Raw genomic sequence first — 20,852 nt, 5'->3', positions numbered from 1 at the left:
TCTAACAGTTATGTCGAAGGATCCGAGTCCCCGTACGCCGCAGCGCACGGCCGCCCGGCGAGAGGAGATCCTCGAGGCCGCGCGGGAACTGTTCAACGCCCGCGGCACGGCGGCGGTGTCGACGAATCACATCGCGGCGGCGGCCGGGGTGAGCCCGGGCAACCTCTACTATTGGTTCCCCGACAAGCGGGCCGTGATCCGGGCGCTGTTCGAGGAGTGGAGCCGCTCGTCCGGCCCGTCCATCCCCGAGAGCGATGACCCGGGGGCGACTCTGCGTGCGTTCTTCGCAGGCGTCGTCGCCCAGCCGGCAGTCAGCGCCCGCTACGCCTTCTTCTCTCGTGAGCTGGTCGCACTGCTGCACGCGGATCCCGAGCTCGCCGCCGTGTATCGAAGCGCCTTCGAGGTGAAAACCGCCGCGCACAGCGCGGTCCTGGCTTCGCTCGCCGCGGCCGGCCTGCTGCACAACGCCGTCGGGAGCGTCGACCTGCGCGACGCGGTCGTCGCCGCATGGATCGCGAGCGAGGCCGCGCCCGCGTTCCTCGACGTCGTCGAGCCGGAGGCCGGACCCGTCCGCGCCCGGGCGGTAAGCACCGTGCTGCTGCGGGCGCTGCTGACCGAGGCGGGCGAGCGGCAGCTCGAGCACCCGAACCGACACCGCCTGACCGTGGAGCGATGATGAGCGAACCCCCAGCACCCATCCCGGGCGAGGAGCCTGCGCCGCCCGCCCGTGGCGGTCTGACACGGCGGCGCCTGCTGGCCTGGATCGGCATCGGCGCGGGCGGCGTCATTGCGGCCGGTGGCGCCGGGGCGGCCGTGCGGGGCGCCCTCAACGGCGTCTGGAGCTCTGGGCAGGGCGAACCGTACGAGCTGTGGCATCAGTGGGAGTCGCTGACCGGTGTCGAGGCGATCGTCGCCGCCGGCGTCCTCGCCGCGAGCCCCCACAACACGCAGCCGTGGCAGTTCACCGTCGCAGGCGAGACGGTCGAGGTGCGCTCCGATCCGATGCGGATGATGCCAGTCACCGATCCAGCCAGTCGTGAGCACCACGCCGGGCTCGGCTGCGCCGTCGAGAACATGGCCGTGGCCGCCCGCAGACAGGGGCTCGACACCGGGGTCACGGTGGTCCCCGCCGCGGCCGACCCGGAGCTCGTCGCGCGCGTCACCTTCGTGCCGGGCGCGCCAATGAGCGTCGAGGACCGGACCCGAGCCGCAGCGATCCCCCGACGGCACAGCGATCGCGGCCCCTATACGGACACGCCAGTCGATGCCGACGTGCTCGCGGGATTCGAGGCACTCGCCGGTGCCGGCGAGCAGGCCCGGCTCCTCGTGATCGCCGGCGCCACCGCGCGCGCGGCCATCGGTGAGCTCATCGTGCGGGCCACCCAGGCGATCGTCGACGACGCCGAGCAGTCCGCCGAAGGCTTCTCCTGGTTCCGCAACGACCGGGCCGACATCGACCGCTACCGCGACGGCCTCACGCTCGACGGCCAGGGACTGGATGAGGTCACCCTCGCGTTCGCGAAGATCCTCCCCGCGAGCTCCCGCGAGGACGGCGACCGGTTCTGGCTGAACACCACGCGGGACGTGGCCACGAAGACGGCGGCCGCCTATGGCATCGTCGTCGTCGACGACGTCTACGACCCGGTGCTGCAGTTCGCGGGCGGGCGACTCCTGGAACGGGCCCATCTCCACGCGACCGAGCTCGGCCTCAGCTTCCAGCACATGAACCAGGTGACGGAGCGCATCGACCGGGCCCGCGCGACCGGCTCCCGCGACGCCCTCACGGCCGACTGGACCGCCGCGCTCGGCATCCCCGCCGAGCAGGCGCTGGTCGCCTTCCGCCTCGGCCACCCCACACGCACCCCGAGACCGAGCCCCCGCCGCGCCGTCACCGACGTCGTCACCGGATAGCGGGCCCGGCCTCGGGCTGCGGCGCGTCCAGCAGCTCGGGGAGCGCGGCGAGCAGACGGCGCAGGGCGCGGTCGAAGCCGGCGAGATCCTCGGGGCTGAGGACATTGAGCAGCCGCGACTCGTTGGCCGCGTGCCGCTCCACGAGCCGGTCGATGAGGGCGAGGCCGTCAGGGGTGAGGGAGATGAGCTGGCTGCGCCGGTCGCCGGGCAGGCCGGCCCGCCGCACCAGGGTGCGCGCCTCCAGCCGATCGATCCGCTTGCTCATGCCGCCGCGGGTGGTAAGCAGCGACTCGGCGAGGCGTGAGGGGGTCACCGCGGTGTCGGGTCCGCTGCGCCGCAGGGTGGCGAGCACGTCGAATTCGCCGCGGTCGAGGCTCTCGGCGGCAAAGATCCCGTCTACGAGCTGCTGCCCGAGCAGCCCCAAGCGGGCGAAGCGGGCGAGCGGCCCCATGGCCGAGAAATCGAGTTCGGGCCGCTGCCGCTGCCATTGCGCGACGGCGTGGTCGGCGAAATCCGGAGCATCCTGCATATCGACGATAATAGTCAACCGAGATACAGTGTCTTGGGAAACTACCTAGGGAGCGGAATGGGCGCCATCGAGACTACGAGCCGGGCTGTCATTGAGGCCTCGCAGGAGGCTGCCTGGGCGCTGCTCTCCGACTACGCCAACGATCTGCACTGGCGGGAGGGGCTGCGCCGGATAGAGCAAGACCGCCCCGGCCCGGTCTACGAGGGCGCGCAGGTGGTCGAAGAGCTGGTCGTCCTCGGCCGCGCCGTCGTGAGCGAGATCGAGATCCACGGCGTCGAGCCCGGCGCCGCCTTCTCCTGGCGGGTCGGCGACGGCACCGCGGCCCTCGGCAGCCGCCGGCTGGTCCCCCTCGGCGCGGACCGCTGCGAGCTGATCCTGCACAAACGCCTCCAGCTCGCGGGCTCTGACCGGCTGCTGCAGCCCCTCGTCGCCCTCGCAGTGCGCCGCAGCGAGCGCGGCGACGCCTACCGCGCAGCGGACTTCGTGGCCGGTAGGGTGCGGGCATGATCCATGATGCGGTCTTCGGCGGCGCCGGCCCCTCCGGGCTGACGGCGGCCAGTCGGCTCGTGGCCCAGGGGGCTCGGTCACCTGGAGCACGGGCCTTGGCGGCCGATCGGGCGGATGCGACCGCGAAGGCACGGAGTGCGCCCCAGAGTGAAACGGCTATATGGAGGGCGCCGACCGCTATTCGTCGGTGATGGCGAGGATGACCTTGCCGCGCGTCACGTTGTCCTCGATGAGTCGGTGCGCCTGCGCAGCATCGGCGAGCGGGAGCTCGTTGTCGATGATGACACGGTAGACGCCGTCCGCGATCTCGGCGAGGAGGGTCGAGAGATCGGGGCGGGGATCCCAGCCGAGGGTCTGGCGGTTGGTGAACTGGAAGCCGTGGATGCTGATGTTGCGGGGGTAGAAGTCCCGGGTGTCGATCGTGCCGGCTTCGCCCGCGACGTTCGCGACGACGACGACGCGGCCACCGGCAGCGGCGAGGCGGAGGCTGACGGGGAAAGCCGCTCCGCCGACGAGGTCGAGGACGAGGTCGACACCGCGGCCGGCGGTGAGGCGCTTGGTCTGCTCGACAAGGTCATCGCGGTCGCGTCGCAGCACGTGGTCTGCGCCGAGCTCGCGGGCCAGTGCCGCTTTCTCGTCGGATCCGACGACCGCGATCACGGTCGCGCCATCAGTCTTCGCGGTCTGGACCGCCGCGGTGCCGACGCCACTTGCAGCGGCGTGAATGAGGACGCTCTGCCCGGCGCGGAGTCCGCCGAGCTCGCGAAGGCTTGCGCGGGCGGTGAGCCAGGCGACCGGAAGCGCCGCCGCCGTGGTGAGCGGAACCCGATCCGGGACCGGGACGGTGCGAGTCGCGTCGGCGAGGGCATATTCGGCGTAGAACCCGGAGGGCCCCCACGCGACCACACGATCGCCGACCCGGAACCCGTCGAGGTCGTCCCCGAGTGCGGCGACGACTCCGGCGCCCTCGATGCCGGGAGTCGCCGGGAGCACAGGAAGCGTGTTATAACGCCCGGACCGCAACAGGATGTCGGATCGGTTCACGGACGCGGCGACGAGCCGCAGCAAGAGCTGACCCGGTCCGGGCTCCGGCATGGGCGCCTCTGCGAGATCAAGCACCTCGGCATCTCCGAACTCGCTGAGCTGTGCAACATTCACGTCGACCTCCTGTTACTGGATGAATCAGTGACAGTCTGCGTTACCGGTTCATCCGGTGTCAATGCGATAGGCTCGATGGCATGTCCGCTTCCCGGTTCCGACTCGACGGCGCACGGGTCTGCCTGAACCTGGTCGCGACACTCGGCAAGCGGCATGCCGAGCCGATCGAGCGCATCCCTGACGCGGAGTCCGGCACCGCCTGGCTCGCCGCCGCCGGCGTCCTGCCCACCGGCGCGATGGACAGCATGACCAACGGGCAGCTCGATCGTCTTCGTCGTCTGCGTGAGGCCGTGAACGAGCTGGTCCGTGCAGCGATGGCGTCACGGCCGCTTCCGGCCGACGCGCTCAGCGCCGTCAACGCCGCGGCGATGCGTCCGGACCTCGCCCCGATCCTGCGACAACCCGGCCTGGGGGCGGTCGCCTGGCAGGGTAGTGCCGTCGACGCCGCGATCTCGACCATCGCCCGCGACGCCGTCGAACTGCTCGCGCATGGGCGGATCGACCGGATCCGCGAATGCGAAGGCCCAGACTGCTCACTACTCTTCTACGACGACTCCCAGGCAGGGCGGCGCCGCTGGTGCTCGATGAACGTCTGCGGCGCCCAATCGAAGGTGCGCAACTACCGGTCGAGGAGGCGCCAGGCATGAGAACGCGAGATGTTTTCTCCCATGTCCTCGAGGCCGTCCGGAGCGGTGCCGATCCCGATCATGCGAGACGATCCCCCGCCCCGCGAGTGCTCCACCAAGCCGGCCGCGGCGAGACCACCCTCCGAAGCACGAATACTACGCCGAGCACCTCCGCGAGATGCTGACCGACTTCGACGCGGACCGCACACCGCGATTCCGCTCCGTGCCCGTAACAACCGGAGTGGTGCCGAACCGGTTCAGATTCGCATCGGCGCGAAGCGCGCGCCGCTGACCGAAGACGAGATGCCCGCTCGACTGATTCACCCCCGCAGTCTTGACAGTGCCACAAGACGGTGATTCAATCCTCCTGAACCGGTTCAGTACCAGTACCCACAGCAACTCTGCGAACGTCTCGAGCCAAAGCCGGCAGGTTGACGATCTCGCAACCCATACAAGGATGTAAGGAGCCAAGATGAGTCCCATCGCCACGAAGCGGCGGATCTTCGCCTCGATCGGTGCCGCCGCGGTTGCCGCGAGCGCGCTTTCGGGCTGCGCGGCCGGCGGATCGCCGTCTGAGGACGACCAGATCACGATTCTCTCCGGTTGGCAGGTCGGCGACGCGACGGGCGATTTCCTGTCGGCCGCTGTCGCCGACTTCACCGAGGACACCGGGATCAAGGTCAACGTCGAGACGGTCGCCTTCGAAGATCTCCGGACGACGGTCGAAACGGCGTCGGTCGCGGGCCAGATGCCCGATCTGATCACGCTCAACTTCACCCCCGAAGTGAAGCCCTGGCTCGACAACGGTCTCATCGCCGATGTCACGCCCTACCTCGATGAGTGGGGAATCTCCGACATCCTGCTGCCTGGTGTCGTCGACCCGTGGTGGACCTATGACGGGAAGGTCGGCGGGTTCCCGTACCAGAGCGGAAGCTGGCCGGTGTGGTACAACACGGATCTCCTCGCCCAAGCCGGCATCGACTCCATCCCGACGACGGTCGACGAACTCGTCGTGGCCGCCACGGCCCTGCGTGACGCCGGGATCGAGCCGTTCTGCTTTCCAGGCAAGGACTGGGGCGGCGGCGGCCAGTTCTGGCTGTGGGCGCAGCTGTTCACGGGCGACAGGATCGCCGACATCATGGCGAACGGAGGATTCGCCGACGATCCGGACGCCCTGAAGGGGATCGAGCTGCTCGGCGATCTGCGTGACGGCGAAGTGTTCATCCAGGACGCGGCAGGCTACGCCTACGACGACTGCGTGAACGCCTACGACGAGGGCAAGGTCGCGATCGCGCACTTCGGCTCATGGGGCTTCACGGCCCTCGGTGAGGAGGTTACCGCGGCGACGACGGTCGCGGGACTGCCGCTTCCCGACGGCGCAGCCTACGACAAGCCGATCCTCTTCCCCATCGGCGGGAACGGGCTGATGCTCTCCCAGAACGCCGCCGACGACGAAGCGAAGCTGAGCCTGGTCAAGCAGTTCATCGACTTCCTCTACGCACCCGAGCAACTCCAGGCGTGGGTGGGCGAGTCCAACCAGATCTCGTCGGTCCAGGCCGCGGTCATCGGCGACGTCGAGTGGAGCAATCCGCTTCTCCAGCAGAATGCGACGATCACCGACAACAACGACCTCGCGACGATCCACGACCTCTACGTCAAGGCCGGCGTCGACATCACCCCCGAGGTCACGTGGTTCATCGGCACACCGGGTGCCACAGCTGAGGAGTTCGCGGCGCGGCTCGACCAGCTCTGGCAGGGCTGAGCTCGGCCGCAGTCTCCTCCCACCGCGAGGCGGGTCCGGCATGCGCCGGACCCGCTTCCTGACCACGAAAGTCCGAAGTGACAACCGAGACGATCATCATGTCGACGGAGACGAAGGCGCCGAAGACCGCCCCACCCCGTGCGGGATCGCTCCGCCGGAGCAACCGCGTGCTGGCGTTCTTCACCATCCCCTCGCTCCTCTGGTACCTGATCTTCACCATTGGTCCGCTGATCGCGATGTTCCTCATCTCCTTCACGGACTGGACGAGCATCATCGCGACGCCCGAGTTCATCGGCTTCGAGAACTTCGCCGAGATGTTCAACGACCCGCGAGTCGGGACGGCGATCGTGAACACTGCGATCCAGCTCGTGGCGACCGTCCCCATCCAAGTCGTCGGCGGCTTCATGCTCGGCTACTTCCTCAGCCTCAAGTTCCGCGGCCATCGGTTCTTCCGCGTCGTGCTCTTCATCCCCGCCCTCATCTCCGTGGCGCAACTCGGCACGATCTTCACCGTCGTGTTCGGGCCGGCCGGACTCATCAACTCCCTGCTCACGGCCGTCGGACTCGAGGAATGGACCAGGGCTTGGCTCGCGAACGAGAGCACGGCGATGCTCTGCATCATCCTGGTCGGCATCTGGTCGGGGCTCGGGTTCAATTCGATCCTCTTCGCCGCGCGGCTCTCGGCGATCGACGGCGACGTCTACGCCGCCGCCGAACTCGACGGCGCGAACCACTGGCAGCGCATGTGGCGCATCGCGTTCCCGATCTCGATCGACTTCTTCGGAGTCGTGCTGATGCTCCAGTTCCTGTGGACGCTGTTCGGGTCTGCCGCGCTCATCCTGGTCATGACCGCTGGCGGACCTGGCCAGGCCACATCGACACTCTCGTGGCTCGTCTATCGCTTCGCGTTCACCGGAGCGCCGTCCATTGGATACAGCCAGGCCATCGGCGTCCTTCTGTTCATCCTGGGGAGCATCGGTCTCCTCATCATCCGCCGAGCGTTCCGGCAGAGGTACTGATATGAGCTCGCAAGCAGAAGCCGTCACGCGCCGACGCCGGACTCGCCCGAGCAGGGGCTTCGTGGTCGCCTACATCGCGATCGGACTGTACGCGGTGACGCTTCTGCTGCCGCTGTATTGGATCGTCATCTCAGCATTCAAGGAGCGGTTCGAAGTCTTCCGCACGCCGTTGACTCCGTCGTTCTCCGCCGGCTGGGAGAACTTCGCCTTCGTCTGGACGTACCTCGAAGCAGGCACCGCGCTCTGGAACTCGCTGTACATCACCGCCAGCGCCCTCATCCTCACGCTCGCCGTAGCACTGCCCGCGGCGTACGGCCTCGCCCGCGCGAGGGGCAGGATCGGCAGCATCGTCGAGCGCGTCTATGCATTCGGATTCCTGATCCCCGGGTTCGCTGCGCTCGTGCCGACACTCCTGCTCGCGATCGGGCTGGGAATGTACCGTACGCGCGAGTTCATCATTCTCTATCTGTCGGCATCGGCGCAGCCCCTCGCCGTGATCCTGCTCACTCAGTTCATGCGCACCGTCCCGAGCGAGCTCGAGGAGAGCGCGACGATCGACGGGGCGAGCAGGTTCAGGATCTTCCGCAGCGTCTACATCCCGCTCGTCGTCCCCGGCATCGCGACCGTCGGCATTCTGCAGTTCATCTCGTACTGGAACGAGTACCTCTACACCCTCGTCATCGTCGGACCGCAACCGATCAACCGCACGATCCAGGTCGCGTTGCCGACACTCGTGAGCGCGACCGGCAACACGAACTACGCGCAGGTCGCCGCGGGAGCGGTCATCTCGATCATCCCGGTGTTCGTGATGTACCTCATCCTCAACCGGCGACTCGAGGACGCCCTCGTCCAGGGAGCCGTGAAGGGCTGACGATGGGATACACCACACGGGAGGACCGCGAGGACGGACTCGAGCTCCGCGGCATCCGCTTCGATGGCGAACCAGTCCTCGGCCGTTTCTATTTCGCGGCCCGCGACCCGCACTGGCGCACGGCTCGGATGATCGTGCAGCACCGAGAGCGCACGCGGACGCGCGACGGCTTCACGCTCCGCATCGATGCGGAGCCGGCCGACGCCGCGTTCCCGCTGGCCGCCTCCCTGATCGCGACGGCGGCCGGGAACGTGCTCACCGTGGAGACGCTCGGCATCGCCCTCGCCGACTTCCCCTACAACAGGATCGGACCATGCCTGCTCTTCGACGACCGCACGTTCCGGCACGCGGAGGCGACGACCGAACGCGGCGGCGTGCGCAACAGCTTCACCTTTCCCGGCGAGATCGTCGCGCGGGCTCGCAGCCATCCGGACGCACCCGCGTTCCACAGTCCGTTCACGCGGCTGCGAGCGAAGCCTCCCACTGGGGGACGCCTCGACGTCGAGATCACGGGAGACGAGCTCGAGCTCGAGGACCAGCGTAACTGGACCGACGCCTCCTACAAGGCGTACACCACCACGACGGGACCCGTGCCGCTCCTTGCACGCGCTCAGCAGCGCTTCGAGCATCGCGTGCAGCTGCGGTGGACCCCCGGCCGCCAGCACACGACTGGGCGCCCGCACCCGATCGGGCGCCAGCGCGTCCAGATCGGCGAGCCGGTGGGCCGGATGCCCCCTGTCGGCGTGTACGACGGATGCCTCAGTCCGGCATCGCTGCGCCCAGCAGGTGGATTCATCGAGCTCAACGAGCATCCGCCCGCACAGAGGCCACCCGCCGTGGAGCTGGGCGTCAACGGCGCCGTGCACGCCGCGGACGACGACTCCGTGCTGGAGACGGCCGCGATGCACGGCGACCTCGTCCGCCATGCCCGTGCGCTGGCGGGCGGCGCGCCTGTGCACCTCGGGCCGGTCTCCTTCCTCGATGTGGCCGGCGACTGGCTCGACGACGCGCACCGCTACGTCCCCGAGCCGCCCGGTGGACCCGCGCCGCGCCGTTGGACGACACCGCTTGCCGCGACCTGGGTCGTGGCAAGCGCCGCATCCGCCGCACCCGAGGCGCCGGCGTCGCTGCGCTACTTCTCGCGCGACATTCCACCGGACTCTCCCGCCGCTACCGCCATCTCCCGCCTGGCGGCGCTCGCCGGTCGCCCGCTGCACAGGGCCTCCGCTCCCGCCCCGCTCGGCGTGCTGGCCGTCGATGCGGAGGACGGCCTGCGGGTGGCCATCGCGAACCCGAGCCCCGATGCACAGCGGGTGGTCATGCCCGACGGTCGCGAGGTGACGGTCCCCGGCTTCGGCACGGAGTGGGTCACGATACCGGGACGCACCTGACATGGCCGACTTCGACATCGTCCGCTTCGGAGCGGTCGGGGATGCCGCGACGAACGACGCCGTCGCGATCCAGGCTGCAGTCGACGCGGCGGCGGCCGGCGGCGGGGGTCGTGTCGTGGTGCCCGCGGGACGACGGTTCCGAAGCGGCACGATCACGTTGCGCTCGCATGTCGAACTCCACCTGGAGCACGGCGCCGTGCTCCAGGCCAGCGGGGATTGGGGAGACATCACGGCCCGCCGGCCCGTGAGCGCACTGTCGGGGGGCGTCGTCCGCGACGACTTCCCGGACGGCGGGGCCTTCATCTGGGCGGAAGGAGCGACGGGCATCGCCATCACGGGCCCGGGCACGCTCGACGGCTCGGCGCACGCGTACGTGCGCAAGGATCTCGGCCCGATGTACCGCATGCACCCCGAGCGCCCCTTCACGGTCTTTCTCCTCGACTGCGCGGACGTCTCGCTCACCGACTTCCGCATGGCGGATGCCGCGCTGTGGTCGCTGCGGCTCACGGGCTGCGAGGACGTGCGCATCGCCGGGCTCGTCATCCGTGCGGACATGAAGACGCCCAACGCCGACGGGATCGACATCGACCGGTGCCGCGGCGTGCGCATCTCCGGCTGCGACATCCGCACGCCCGACGACGCGATCTCGCTCAAGGCCGTCGACGAGTTCGCCGGCTCGGGGGAGTGCGAGGACGTCATCATCTCGGACTGCATCCTCGAGAGCGCCTCGAGCGCGATCGTCCTGGGCGCAGACGCGACCGGCGCGATCCGCAACGTGGTCGTGACCGGCTGCGTCATCCGCCGCAGCAATCGCGGCGTGTCGCTCAAGCTCGGCCAGGAGGGTCGCTTCGAGGACATCCTCGTGTCGGACTGCCTGATCGAGACGGCTCTCGTCGCCGAACAGTGGTGGGGACGCGGGGAGCCGCTGCACATCAGCGCGTTCCCATGGTTCGACAGGGTCGGCTCGATCCGGAACGTGCGGTTCGTGAACATCCTCGCGCGCGGCGAGAGCGGCGTGAACATGTCTGCGGTGGGACCCGGGCACGTCACGGAGGTCCTCCTCGACAACGTGCGCATCGAACTCGTGGACACGGCGGCAGAGACCGGGGGCCTCTTCGATCGGCGGCCGTTCGCAGGCGGGCCCGACCTCTACCCTCATCCGATCTCCGGCTTCTACCTGGAGAACGTCGGTGACGCGACCCTGCGCGACTGCGAGGTCGTGTGGACCGGCGCCGCCCCATACTTCGCCCATGCCGTGGAGGCGGTGAGCTGCCCGGGCCTACGCGTCGAAGGACTGCGTGGCGGGGCCGCGCGGTCCGGGCTCGCCGCCGTCGTCAGCCGCTGACGGCGACGCGCACGCGCGATTCCGGCACCGTGGAGCCCTCCATCGAGAGCCAGAGCTCGAGGACGCCGCTGCGTGGGTCGCCGAGCGGCTCCAGTGCGAGGGGATCGACGCCGACGCGCACCGGCACCTCCTCCCCCGGGGCGGCCGCGACCCGCGCGAACCCCGCGAGCACCGCACGGCGGGGGGTGCGGCCGGGCACGACCGCGCGTGCGTAGAGCTGCACGAGCTGCACGCCGCCGCGGGCTCCCGTGTTGCGCAGCGTCGCCTCCAGCCCGGCGTCGGTCGCCGTCGCGACGTGTGCCGTGAAGGGGGTCGCCTCGCTGAGTTCCCAGGAGGTCCAGCCGAGCCCGGCACCCAGAGGCAGGGGCGCGCCTGCATCGGCGTCCACGTAGCGCGAGGTCGTCTCGATCCGCTCGTCGCTCGCCGCGGGCAGCGTGCCGCTCGCGGCGGGCAGGGACGCCGCGAGCCTTCCCGTCGGCTCGCGCTCCCCGTACACGATCTCGACGAGCACGTCGGCACCCGCCGGCCCGGGAAACGCGCTCCACAGCACGGCGGCACAGCTGTCCACGAGATCGCCGAGCCCGTGCGGACGCCCCGAGATGACGATCGCCACCGTCGGCACGCCGGTCGCAGTGACGGCGCGCGCGAGGGAGAGCTGCGCGGCGGGCAGCCGCACCTCGGCCATGTCGAAGCCCTCGCCGCTCGTCGCGCGGAACGCGCTCTCACCGGGGAGGCCCGCTCCGTTGGACTGGAAGTCGTCGTCGTAGCCGCGCTCGCTCGTGCCACCGAGCACGAGCACCGCGACATCCGCCGTCGCGGCCGCCGCGACGGCACGGGCGATCCCCCCGTCGAGCGGCGTCTGGAGGTCGCAGCCAGGTTCCGCTGCGAGACCCGGCGACCGCTGCGCGAACGCGTCGCGCAGGCTGCGCGCGACGCCCTCGGCCTGCGGTGCGACGTAGTCGCCGAGGAGCGCGCCCGGCGCGCTCGCGAGGGGTCCGAGGAGCGCTACCCGCGCATTCGCCTTCAGCGGCAGTGCCGACCGATCGGACAGTAGCACCGCTCCGGCGCCCGCGAGCTCGCGCGCCCAGACGGCGTCGGGAGGAGGCGGGAACGAGGGGGCGGGAGACGGCGGATCGAGCAGGCCGAGCCGCACCTTGACGCCCAGGACCCGACCGCACGCGAGGTCGAGGTCTGTGTCGTCGATCAGTCCCCGCTCGATCGCGTCCTCGAGGTGCTCGAACGCCTCGTCGCACAGGCTCATGTCCACCCCCGCACGCAGCGCGAGCGAAGCGGACTGCGCAGGCGTCGCACCCGAGGTCTGTAGCCGATCGATCGCGAACATGTCCGACATGACGAACCCGTCGAACCCCCACCGGGTGCGCAGCACGTCCGTGAGCAGAGCGCGGTCAGCCACGCACGGCACGCCGTCGATGTCATTGTAGGCGGCCATGACACCCACCGCGCCGGCCCGCACGCCGGCGTGCGCCGGTGGCAGATGGATCTCGGCGAGCTCCCGCGGACCGATGGGAGCGCCGGAGCCGTTGCGCCCACCGATCCCTGCGCCCTGCGCCGCAAAGTGCTTGAGCACTGCACCGACGCCCGGCACGTCGCGGATGCCCCGCACCGTCGCCTCGACGAACTGCGCGGCGAGGTAGGGACTCTCGCTGTAGCACTCCTCGGAGCGGCCCCAGCGCGGGTCGCGCAGGAGGTCGAGGCCCGAGACGAGCGCAATGTGGGCACCGCGAGCGCGCAGCTCAGATGCCGACCGAGCAGCGGCTTCGCGGGCGAGCTCGGGTCGCCAGCTCGACCCGAGGGCGAGCGGAACGGGAACGACAGTTCCGCCGAGCGCCTGGTGCCCGTGTGGTGCCTCCTCGACCATGAGCGCCGGGATGCCGAAGCGGCTCGATGCGATCACTCGCTCCTGCACGAGTGCCGCGAGCTCCGCCCCCTCCTCCGGTCGCACTCCGTCGCTCCAGTCGCTGCCCGTCCAGGCGTCGGCGCGCTGAAGACCGTAGATCGCTCCGATACCGCCCCGCCGTGCCGCCTCCTCGTCGAGCATCGGTTCGACCTGGAGGCGTCCGGCCGCCGTCCGCGACCAGATGTTCCAGCCGGGAAGACGCTGACCCAGCTGAGCGGCCTTCTCCGCGCGAGTCATGCGTCCGAGCAGGCCGGCGACGCGCTCGTCCACAGGCCGGCGCGGGTCGCGGAAGACCTCCATCGCCCCCGGCTCGGCCTTCATCGCGCGCCCTGAGCCGGACCCGCCAGCAGCGCCGCGACGCCGGCCACGGCATCCTCACCCGCGAACGCCGACCCGAGCGCCACCGCTCGCGCCCCGGCTGCGAGGTAGTCGGCGGCTTCGGCGGGTGTGACGCCGCCCGTCGCGACGAACGACACGTCGGGGAACGGGCCGCGCATGGCGGCGAACCATCCCGTGCCCAGCTGCGCCGCCGGGAAGGCCTTGAGCCAGCGGTACCCGTGCGTGAGGCAGGTCTGGATGTCGGTGGCGGTCGCGACGCCAGGGAGAAGCGGGATGCCGCGTGCCGCCGCCTCCGCGAGCACCGCCGTGTCGACGCCGGGGCTCACCGCGAAGTCGGCGCCGGCCCCAGCGGCGGCATCGAGGTCGCCGACGTCGAGCACGGTCCCCGCCCCGACGGGGCGCGTCCCGCCGGCCGCGCGAACCGCCCGCAGCGCCAGAGCGTCGTCCGGTCGCTGCAGCGGGATCTCGACGAGGGGCACTCCCGCCGCCCAGGCGCGCTCGGCCAGTTCGACGCTTCGCGCTGGGCCGAGGCCCCGCAGGATCACAAGCACGGGGCTCGCCGCGAGCTGCAGCTCGAACCAGTCGGAGCTCACGCGATCACCTCCGCGAAGTCGGCGGTCGTCCCCAGGACCGTCCGGGCCATCGTGTTGCCCTCGGTGAGGCAGCGTTCGGGCGACCCGCCTCGCAGCAGCCCCGCGATGAACCCCGCGGCGAAGGCATCCCCCGCGCCGACCGCCTCGTGGACGTCGGCACGCTCGGGTGCGACCTCGACAACCGCCTCTGAGCGGAACCAGGTCGCCGCGCGTGCGCCGTCTTTCACGACGATGGTGCGCGACTCCGAGCCGATCAGCGCTGCGAGATCGGCGGCGGTCGCGACATCCCACAGCGCCTGGCCCTCATCGAGACCGACGAACACGAGGTCGCAGCGACGGGCGAGCGAGAGAAGACGCTCCGCGGCGTCCGATCCCCAGAGCGCCGGGCGGTGGTTGACGTCGAAGGACACGGGAAGGCCGACCGCGCGGCGGCGGCCGATGACCGCTTCGACGAGGGCGGCGCACGAGGGGGAGAGCGCGGAAGTGATCCCGGTGAGATGGACGAGCGGAACCTCGCCGAGCGGAAGCCCGAGGGCGAAGTCGGGCCCGAGCCGCGAGGCGGCCGAACACCTCCGGTAGTAGTGGACGCGCGTGCCGTCCGGCCCCGGATCCTTCAGATAGAGGCCTGTGGGCGCGGTGTCGTCCACGGCCGCGAGCGTGACGTCGACGCCGCGTCGGCGGAGGGTGGCGAGCACGCGTTCACCGAGGGGGTCGGCGCCCACTGCGCCGGCCCACGCGGCCCGGATCCCAGCCCGCGCGAGGTGAGTGGCGACGTTGGACTCGGCGCCGCCGACGTCGAGACGGAAGTCCCGCGCCTCGGTGAGCGGCTGCGCCTCCGCCGGGGTGACGAGGATCATGGCCTCGCCGATGCCGAGGACTTCGACGCCGGGCGACGCCGGCGCGGTCATCGCAGCTCCCTGGCATGTTCGGGGACGAGCTCTGCCGCGTGCCTCAGCACGGGTCGGCGTGTCAGCTCCGTGTCGCGTCCGGGCGGAATCCCTCGGACGCGCAACTGCATCTGTTCACCGGGCAGCAGCGTGACGACTCCGGCGTCTGCCTCGGCGGCGGGATCGATGCGGTCCGCGAGCACGCAGACGTCGCGCGCAACCGATCGTGCGGAGATATCGAGCACGACATCGCCGCCGTCGCGGCGCGTCCGGGTCTCGAGCGGATCGGGGTCGAGGGCCAGCTCGGCATCCGCCGCCCAGAACCAGACGCCGCGCCCTTCCGCCGTCGTCGCGACAAGCACCTCGGTGCGTGGGTCGTCCGGGTGAGCGAGCGTGGCCGGCAGGGGCAGGGCGAGCGCGCCGAGCGCGGGGACGGTCACGTCCCAGCGCTCGCTCGTTCGGTCGCCGCCGTCGAGACCGATGCGGCGCACTTCGAGCGCGGCGACCCAGTCGACCGGGTCATCGTTGACGAGATGGACGACCGGACCGGAGCCTCCGGGCTGGATCGTCACGAGGCGGGTCGCGTAGGCGGCGCGCAACGCGTACCACGCGGGTTTGAGCCGCCCGTCGCCATCGACGACGGCCCACGAGATCACCGGCCAGCAGTCGTTGAGCTGCCACAGGATCGTGCCCCAGTTTCGCGGGCGCAGCGCCCGGAAGTGCTCGATCCCGAACGCGATCGCACGCGCCTGCACGAGTTGGCCCGCGAAGTGCCAGTCGTCTCCGTCGTGCGCGGCCGGGAAATGGTCCGTGATGGCGCGCGCGAGCTTGGCATGCCCGTCCTCCGCCTTCTGATGGGACCGCAGGAGCGGCGAATCGGGCCCCAGCGGCCGGCTGCTGACGGCCCGCTCCAGTGTGGACCACGCCGGCGGAGCCTGCCATCCGAACTCCGCCGCGAAACGGGGCCGATGGCCGCGATACGCGGGATAGTCGAGTCGGTTCCACACGTCCCAGATGTGCATCGTGCCGTGGTCGGGGTCGTTCGGGTGGATCTCCGGCGTCCCGGAGTAGGGGCTGCCGGCCCAATAGGGGCGCGTCGGGTCGACCGCGGCGACGACGCGCGGGAGGATGTCGAGGTAGTAGCCGGCGCCCCACGGGCGGCCGCCGATCGCGGGGCGCCATCCCCAGTCCTGCTCGCCCCAGAAGTTCTCGTTGTTGCCGTTCCAAAGCACGAGACTCGGATGCCGGGAGAGCCGTGCGACGTTGTCGCGCGCTTCCGACTCGACCTCGCTGCGCAGCGGCTCGGACTCGGGGTAGGCGGCGCACGCGAAGAGGAAGTCCTGCTGCACGAGCAGACCCGCTTCGTCGCACAGGCGATAGAACTCGTCGCTCTCGTAGCATCCACCGCCCCAGACTCGGACGAGGTTCACGCCGGCATCGAGCGCCTGCCCGAGCCGCGTGCGCAGCCGCTCGCTCGTGACACGCGGAGGGAAGCAGTCGTCGGGGATCCAGTTGACGCCGCGCACGGGGATCGGGGTGTCGTTCACCATGATGCGGAACGCGCTCCCCTCCTCGTCGGCGGACGTGTCGAGCCGCACGTCGCGGAACCCGATGCGCGACTCCCACGAGTCGATGACGTCGCCGTCCGCCTCGAGCGTCACGGCGAGGTCGTGCAGCGCCGGCTCGCCGAAGCCGCGCGGCCACCAGCGCTGCGGCTTCGCCACGCGCAGTCGCGCCGGCTGCCCCGCCGGCACGCGGACCTCGGCGTCCCCGGCGCGCACGCGGAGCTCGGATCCGGGATGCGGCTCGTGCACCGCGGCGAAGACCTCCACGATCCCATCGCCGGCGTCCAGCGCGGTGAGCACCCGCACGTCGCCGATTCGGCCACGACTGCTGAGCTCGATGCGCGCGTCGCGCCAGATCCCCGCGGTGACGAGGGTCGGCCCCCAGTCCCATCCGAAATGGGAGGCGGACTTGCGGATGAAGTTGTACGGATGCCGATACTGGCGGGGTAGATCGCCCAGCCGCTCGGCCTCGGTCACTGCGTGGCGCAGCGCCGACGAGAAGGTCACGACGAGCGCGTGACGCCCCGGTCGGAGGTCGACAGGGAAGCGGTAGCGCCGGTGCATGTTCGACGTCTCCGCCACGAGCACGCCGTCGAGCTCGATGCGGCAGATGGTATCCAGCCCGTCGAAGCAGAGCACCGCCTCCTCGCCGTCGTGCGGCTCATGCACGAACTCGAGCCGATACCGCCAGTCAGCGCGCCCGATCCAGGCGACGGCATCCTCGCGGTCGTCGAGGTAGGGATCCGGGATGAGACCGGCCGCAAGCAGATCGGTGTGCACGGTGCCCGGCACGGTGGCTGGAATCGGCAGGGCCTGCGCGACATCCTCCGACACCGCGTCCTCGCTGCGGGCGAGCTCCAGCGCCCAGCCTTCGCGGAGCGGGATACGGCGGGCCGACGCGACATCGTGGAGGGGCACCAAGGCAATCTATCCCAGAACTGAACCGGTTCACAAGCGGCCCACAGCGGCCACCGCCGCGGTCCGCGGTATCGCGCGACCCGGGCCAGGCGCGAGCTGCGCCTCGTCGTCGCGCTATCGGCCATTCCTCAGACGCCATGAGGGTGGGCTTCTGAGTTGGTCTTGTGGCCCAGGGCCTCACGGTGCAGTCAGCATCGAGGCGCCCGACCTCTATGCGGAAGACATCCGAGCCTTCTTCGCGCGACGACCCTGTGATTGCGGGCCTCGCAGGATCCGGCGCTTACGATCTTGAGGGCCTGCGCATCGCCAGCCGCCCCCCGGCGAGGGCGACCCAGGCCAGCAGGAGCGCAGTGAGGATGCGCTGCGCGAGCCCGGCGCCCGCCAGCCCACCGAAGGTGAGCCCCAGGAAGACGACGAGCGAGATGAGGGCGCCGGTGACGAGCGCCACCGCTGCGGTACGCGGCGTCGCCCCAGGAGCGCCCCAGAACGAGCCGAGCGACACCGCCCCGGAGGCGGCCAGGGCGAGGAACGCGGCGAGGGCGGCGACCGTGTGGATCAGACCCGTCGGAGTCGGCGGCGAGACGACCGGCACATCGGTCGGCGCGAAAGCCGCGATCGCCATCCCCGCGCTCGCCACGACGAGCAGGACCGTGATGGTGCGGCGCCGCCCCGTCGAGACGGGGAAGCCGCGCGACATGCCTGCGGCGAGCGCTGCGAATGCGAAGGCGTTCGCGAGGAACGCCACCGTCATGAGCCACCCGTGCGGGCCGACCGCGTAGGCGCTCAGTGGGTCGTCGACGGGCGAGACGTCAGGTCGGAGCACATGCAGCACGGCAACGAGCACGACGAACAGCGCCACTCCGCCCTGGGCGAGGCGCCCTGAGATCCGTGCGCGACGGGAGGTCGTCAGGGTCTGAGCAGTCATCGGGGGGTTCCTTCCTCGGGTACGGCGGGTTCAGGGATGGGACGCGCGGCCGCCGCGGACCGGGCGGTCGCCCGCACACGCGATGCCCGCGGGGACTGTGGCCGGGATCGCACCCCGAGGGTCGGTGCCGCGGCGAGCACGAGCAGCAGAACGGCGGCGGCGAAGGCCGCGGTGAGGGCGAACCCCGCGGCGAAGCCGAAGGATGACGACACGGATGCCGCAGCGGCGACGCCGAGTGCGGCGCCGAGCTGGTTCGCCGCGTTCGCGGCGCCGGACGCGGTGCCGACGCGTTCCCGCGGTGCGGCGTGCACGGCGGCGATCTGGCTCGGTACGCCCACGAGCGGGATGGCGAGGCCGTAGGCGACGATCGCGGGGAGCACGCCGACCGAGTACGGGCTCGCCGGGCCGGCGAGCGCCAGCGCTCCGAGGGCGGCGGCCCCCACCGTCGCACCGAGCGCGGCCGTCAGTCGGGTGCCGATCCGGGGCACCAGCGCGCCGGCGAGCACCGCGCCGCCGATCGCGGCGAGCCCCATCGGGACGACCGCGAGTCCCGCTTCGAGCGCGCTCATCCCGCGCTCGGCCTGGAGCGACTGCGCGAGCAGGAAGAACATGCCGACGAAGGCCGCCCCGTTGAGCGCGAGGGAGAGAATCCCGACCCACGTCGGCCGGGCGGCGAGCATCCCGAGGGGCACGAGCGGCGCGCGCGATCGCAACTCGATCGCGACGAACACTCCGAGCAGCACCAGGCCGGCGATCGCGAACATGATGGCGATCCAGGCCTCGTCGGCCGTACCCGCCGCGGCCGCGACGAGCAGTGTGGCACCGGCGGTCGCGGTGACCGCGCCCGCCGCGTCGAAGCCCCGCGCCGCGGGTGCGCGAGACTCGCGCACCAGGCCGAGCACGAAGGGGACGATGAGCACGGCGATCGGCACGTTGACGAAGAACACCCAGCGCCACCCGAGCTGCTCGATCAGCACGCCGCCGAGGGCGACGCCCGCCGTCCCGCCCAGTGCGCCGAGCGAGGTCCACACTCCGAGGGCGGTCGCGCGACCGCGACCCTCGGGAAACGTCGTGAGCACGAGCGCGAGCGCCGCCGGCGACATGAGCGCGGCGCCGAGCCCCTGGACGACGCGGGCGGCGACGAGCGACTCGGCGGTGTCGGCGAGGCCGCCGCCGAGCGAGGCGGCGGTGAGCAGCCCGAGGCCGGTGAGGAACATCGCCCGGCGCCCGATGACGTCGGCGAGACGGCCGCCCAGCAGCAGCAGTCCGCCGAAGGCGAGCGTGTAGGCGTTCACGACCCACGAGATCGCATCGGAAGCGAACGACAACTCGGCGCCGATCGAGGGGAGGGCGACGTTCACGATCGTCACGTCGAGGACGACGAGGAACTGCGCGAGCGCGAGCGCGACGAGCAGTAGCCAGTCCCGGAGGTCCCGTATTGATGAAGACCGTGAATCGTTCACGATCATGAATTATATTGACGTTTGGCAAATCATGCAATCGTTGAATCGTTCGCTAGCATGATTGATGTGCCGCTGCCCGAATCGCTCGCTCCCGCCCACCGTGTCCGCGCGGAAGGCGTGCGACAGCGCATGTCGCTCGCGGTGCACCGCCTCGGCTTCGAGGTGCTCGCGCGGGGCGAGCGGGCGCTCGCCCCGCTCGGAATCGACGGGCGCGACTACCTGACTCTCGCGATCCTCGGCACCGACGAGCCCGACTCGCAGCAGGATCTCGCCGAACTCGCCTGGAAAGCTCCGCAGGTCATCGTGGCGGTGGTCGACTCACTCGAGCAGCGCGGTCTCGTCGCGCGCCGACGCGCGGCCGACGACCGCCGCCGCTCCGTGGTCGACCTCACCCCGGCCGGGCGCGAACTCCTCGCGCGCGCCGACACGCTCATGGACGACGTCACCGACGCCGTCTTCAGCGCCCTCGCACCGAGCGAGCGTCACGCGCTCCACGACACCCTCCGCCGAGCACTCGATGACGAGGCGCCCTGAATCGGCCTGGGTTCGCGGTTTCGTTCCTGTCCGTTCCCTGTCCGGCACGTGAGTCGGCCAGGCAGATGCACCCCGAGCAGCTCGAGGGGGCACGACGGCGACGGAGGTGCATCCCGACACCATCGCCCGCCGGGTGCGGGAGATTTCCGGCGAGCCCGAGCCGAGCGTGCCAAATGGTGCGTGCAAGGGATGGGTCTCCTTACGAAACCCCGAACGGCTCACTACACGGGCCACATTCGCCGCTCTCGCCGGTGTCGCCCCGATTCCCGCGTCGTCCGGTCAACGCACCCGACACCGGCTCTCCCGCGGCGGGAACCGACACGCGAACGCCGCACTGCACAGGATCGTGCTGCTACGCATGCGACACCGAGAGTGTGTTGGCCGCGCTCGCAATCGAACCGTTCCCGACCACTCGATCTGTATCGATCCACGAAGGACTCCAGAACCCGACGCGGAACTGACACCATCTCGATGACGAGGAGGTCAGATGAGATTCCCTAGGTCAACCTCAGGCGGCGATTTGTTGCATGGCGCCTCCGTGGAGTTGGGGGTTGTAGGTGGTGTGGTCTTGCCAGCAGCGCCAGATCACGC

At 70.7% G+C, this 20,852-nt stretch carries 18 protein-coding genes and 1 pseudogene; 11 read left to right on the top strand and 8 right to left on the bottom strand.

Annotated features, from left to right (window positions below; genetic code table 11):
- Positions 1 to 10 precede the first annotated feature (10 nt).
- Together IEX31_RS11040 and IEX31_RS18915 are read left to right on the top strand one after the other, a co-directional pair.
- Positions 11 to 676: a TetR/AcrR family transcriptional regulator gene (locus tag IEX31_RS11040; RefSeq protein WP_188743489.1), complete on the top strand. Its 666-nt coding sequence runs from the start codon at positions 11 to 13 to the stop codon at positions 674 to 676.
- Positions 676 to 1,911, top strand: a complete 1,236-nt coding sequence (locus tag IEX31_RS18915; protein WP_229662285.1) for an Acg family FMN-binding oxidoreductase — start codon at positions 676 to 678, stop codon at positions 1,909 to 1,911. Before IEX31_RS11040 ends, IEX31_RS18915 begins: the two co-directional genes overlap by 1 nt.
- Here IEX31_RS18915 and IEX31_RS11030 read toward each other — a convergent pair.
- Positions 1,901 to 2,440 carry a MarR family winged helix-turn-helix transcriptional regulator gene (locus IEX31_RS11030; protein ID WP_188743488.1) on the bottom strand — a complete coding sequence of 180 codons (540 nt, stop codon included), beginning with the start codon at positions 2,438 to 2,440 and terminating at the stop codon, positions 1,901 to 1,903. The genes IEX31_RS18915 and IEX31_RS11030 overlap by 11 nt on opposite strands.
- 57 nt (positions 2,441 to 2,497) lie before the next feature.
- Here IEX31_RS11030 and IEX31_RS11025 point away from each other — a divergent pair, with 57 nt between their 5' ends.
- A complete protein-coding gene (locus IEX31_RS11025; RefSeq protein WP_188743487.1) occupies positions 2,498 to 2,947 on the top strand; it encodes an SRPBCC family protein in 450 nt (149 codons plus the stop codon).
- Positions 2,948 to 3,124: 177 nt separating this feature from the next.
- On the opposite strand, the gene IEX31_RS11020 is transcribed toward IEX31_RS11025, so the two are convergent.
- Positions 3,125 to 4,105 (bottom strand): quinone oxidoreductase family protein, encoded by a 981-nt coding sequence (locus IEX31_RS11020; protein ID WP_229662284.1) that lies wholly within the window; start codon positions 4,103 to 4,105, stop codon positions 3,125 to 3,127.
- Positions 4,106 to 4,185: 80 nt separating this feature from the next.
- On the opposite strand from IEX31_RS11020, the gene IEX31_RS11015 reads away from it, so the two are divergent.
- From IEX31_RS11015 to IEX31_RS10990, 6 genes are all read left to right on the top strand, one after another.
- Positions 4,186 to 4,752 carry a CGNR zinc finger domain-containing protein gene (locus tag IEX31_RS11015; RefSeq protein ID WP_188743486.1) on the top strand — a complete coding sequence of 189 codons (567 nt, stop codon included), beginning with the start codon at positions 4,186 to 4,188 and terminating at the stop codon, positions 4,750 to 4,752.
- 451 nt (positions 4,753 to 5,203) lie between these two features.
- A complete protein-coding gene (locus tag IEX31_RS11010) occupies positions 5,204 to 6,493 on the top strand; it encodes an ABC transporter substrate-binding protein (protein ID WP_188743485.1) in 1,290 nt (429 codons plus the stop codon).
- A gap of 98 nt (positions 6,494 to 6,591) precedes the next feature.
- Positions 6,592 to 7,512, top strand: a complete 921-nt coding sequence (locus tag IEX31_RS11005) for a carbohydrate ABC transporter permease (RefSeq protein WP_188743484.1) — start codon at positions 6,592 to 6,594, stop codon at positions 7,510 to 7,512.
- 61 nt (positions 7,513 to 7,573) lie between these two features.
- Positions 7,574 to 8,383, top strand: coding sequence for a carbohydrate ABC transporter permease (locus IEX31_RS11000; RefSeq protein WP_229662283.1), 810 nt, complete (start codon positions 7,574 to 7,576; stop codon positions 8,381 to 8,383).
- 2 nt (positions 8,384 to 8,385) lie between these two features.
- On the top strand, positions 8,386 to 9,774 hold the full coding sequence (locus tag IEX31_RS10995) for a D-apionate lactonase family protein (protein ID WP_188743482.1): 1,389 nt from the start codon (positions 8,386 to 8,388) through the stop codon (positions 9,772 to 9,774).
- Position 9,775: 1 nt separating this feature from the next.
- Entirely contained in the window at positions 9,776 to 11,119 is a 1,344-nt protein-coding gene (locus tag IEX31_RS10990; protein ID WP_188743481.1) for a glycoside hydrolase family 28 protein, read from the top strand.
- On the opposite strand, the gene IEX31_RS10985 is transcribed toward IEX31_RS10990, so the two are convergent.
- The 6 genes from IEX31_RS10985 to IEX31_RS10960 all read right to left on the bottom strand — a co-directional run bounded on the left by IEX31_RS10985 (position 11,109) and on the right by IEX31_RS10960 (position 19,727).
- Complete coding sequence (locus tag IEX31_RS10985; protein ID WP_188743480.1) at positions 11,109 to 13,358, bottom strand: glycoside hydrolase family 3 N-terminal domain-containing protein; 2,250 nt, start codon at positions 13,356 to 13,358, stop codon at positions 11,109 to 11,111. The two genes, IEX31_RS10990 and IEX31_RS10985, sit on opposite strands and share 11 nt — an antisense overlap.
- A complete protein-coding gene (locus tag IEX31_RS10980; RefSeq protein ID WP_188743479.1) occupies positions 13,355 to 13,969 on the bottom strand; it encodes a bifunctional 4-hydroxy-2-oxoglutarate aldolase/2-dehydro-3-deoxy-phosphogluconate aldolase in 615 nt (204 codons plus the stop codon). The genes IEX31_RS10985 and IEX31_RS10980 overlap by 4 nt, the downstream gene beginning before the upstream one ends.
- Entirely contained in the window at positions 13,966 to 14,877 is a 912-nt protein-coding gene (locus IEX31_RS10975) for a sugar kinase (RefSeq protein ID WP_188743478.1), read from the bottom strand. Before IEX31_RS10975 ends, IEX31_RS10980 begins: the two co-directional genes overlap by 4 nt.
- Positions 14,874 to 17,339, bottom strand: a complete 2,466-nt coding sequence (locus IEX31_RS10970) for a glycosyl hydrolase 2 galactose-binding domain-containing protein (protein WP_188743477.1) — start codon at positions 17,337 to 17,339, stop codon at positions 14,874 to 14,876. The genes IEX31_RS10975 and IEX31_RS10970 overlap by 4 nt, the downstream gene beginning before the upstream one ends.
- Positions 17,340 to 17,619: 280 nt before the next feature.
- Entirely contained in the window at positions 17,620 to 18,264 is a 645-nt protein-coding gene (locus IEX31_RS10965) for a DUF998 domain-containing protein (protein ID WP_188743476.1), read from the bottom strand.
- Positions 18,261 to 19,727: an MFS transporter gene (locus tag IEX31_RS10960; protein ID WP_188743475.1), complete on the bottom strand. Its 1,467-nt coding sequence runs from the start codon at positions 19,725 to 19,727 to the stop codon at positions 18,261 to 18,263. The genes IEX31_RS10965 and IEX31_RS10960 overlap by 4 nt, the downstream gene beginning before the upstream one ends.
- A gap of 66 nt (positions 19,728 to 19,793) precedes the next feature.
- Between IEX31_RS10960 and IEX31_RS10955 the strand changes: the two genes are divergently transcribed.
- The gene (locus IEX31_RS10955) at positions 19,794 to 20,261 is read left to right on the top strand and encodes a MarR family winged helix-turn-helix transcriptional regulator (protein ID WP_188743474.1); all 468 of its coding nucleotides are present in this window, start codon (positions 19,794 to 19,796) and stop codon (positions 20,259 to 20,261) included.
- A gap of 229 nt (positions 20,262 to 20,490) precedes the next feature.
- Positions 20,491 to 20,634, top strand: a pseudogene (locus IEX31_RS19750) (transposase); the annotation flags it as partial.
- Between the last annotated feature and the right edge of the window lie 218 nt (positions 20,635 to 20,852).

The organism is Agromyces bauzanensis (assembly GCF_014645655.1).
In the GTDB taxonomy this organism is placed as follows: Bacteria; Actinomycetota; Actinomycetes; order Actinomycetales; family Microbacteriaceae; genus Agromyces; species Agromyces bauzanensis.
Note: the sequence above shows the minus strand (reverse complement) of the source record. Positions and strands in the feature narration are given on the sequence as shown.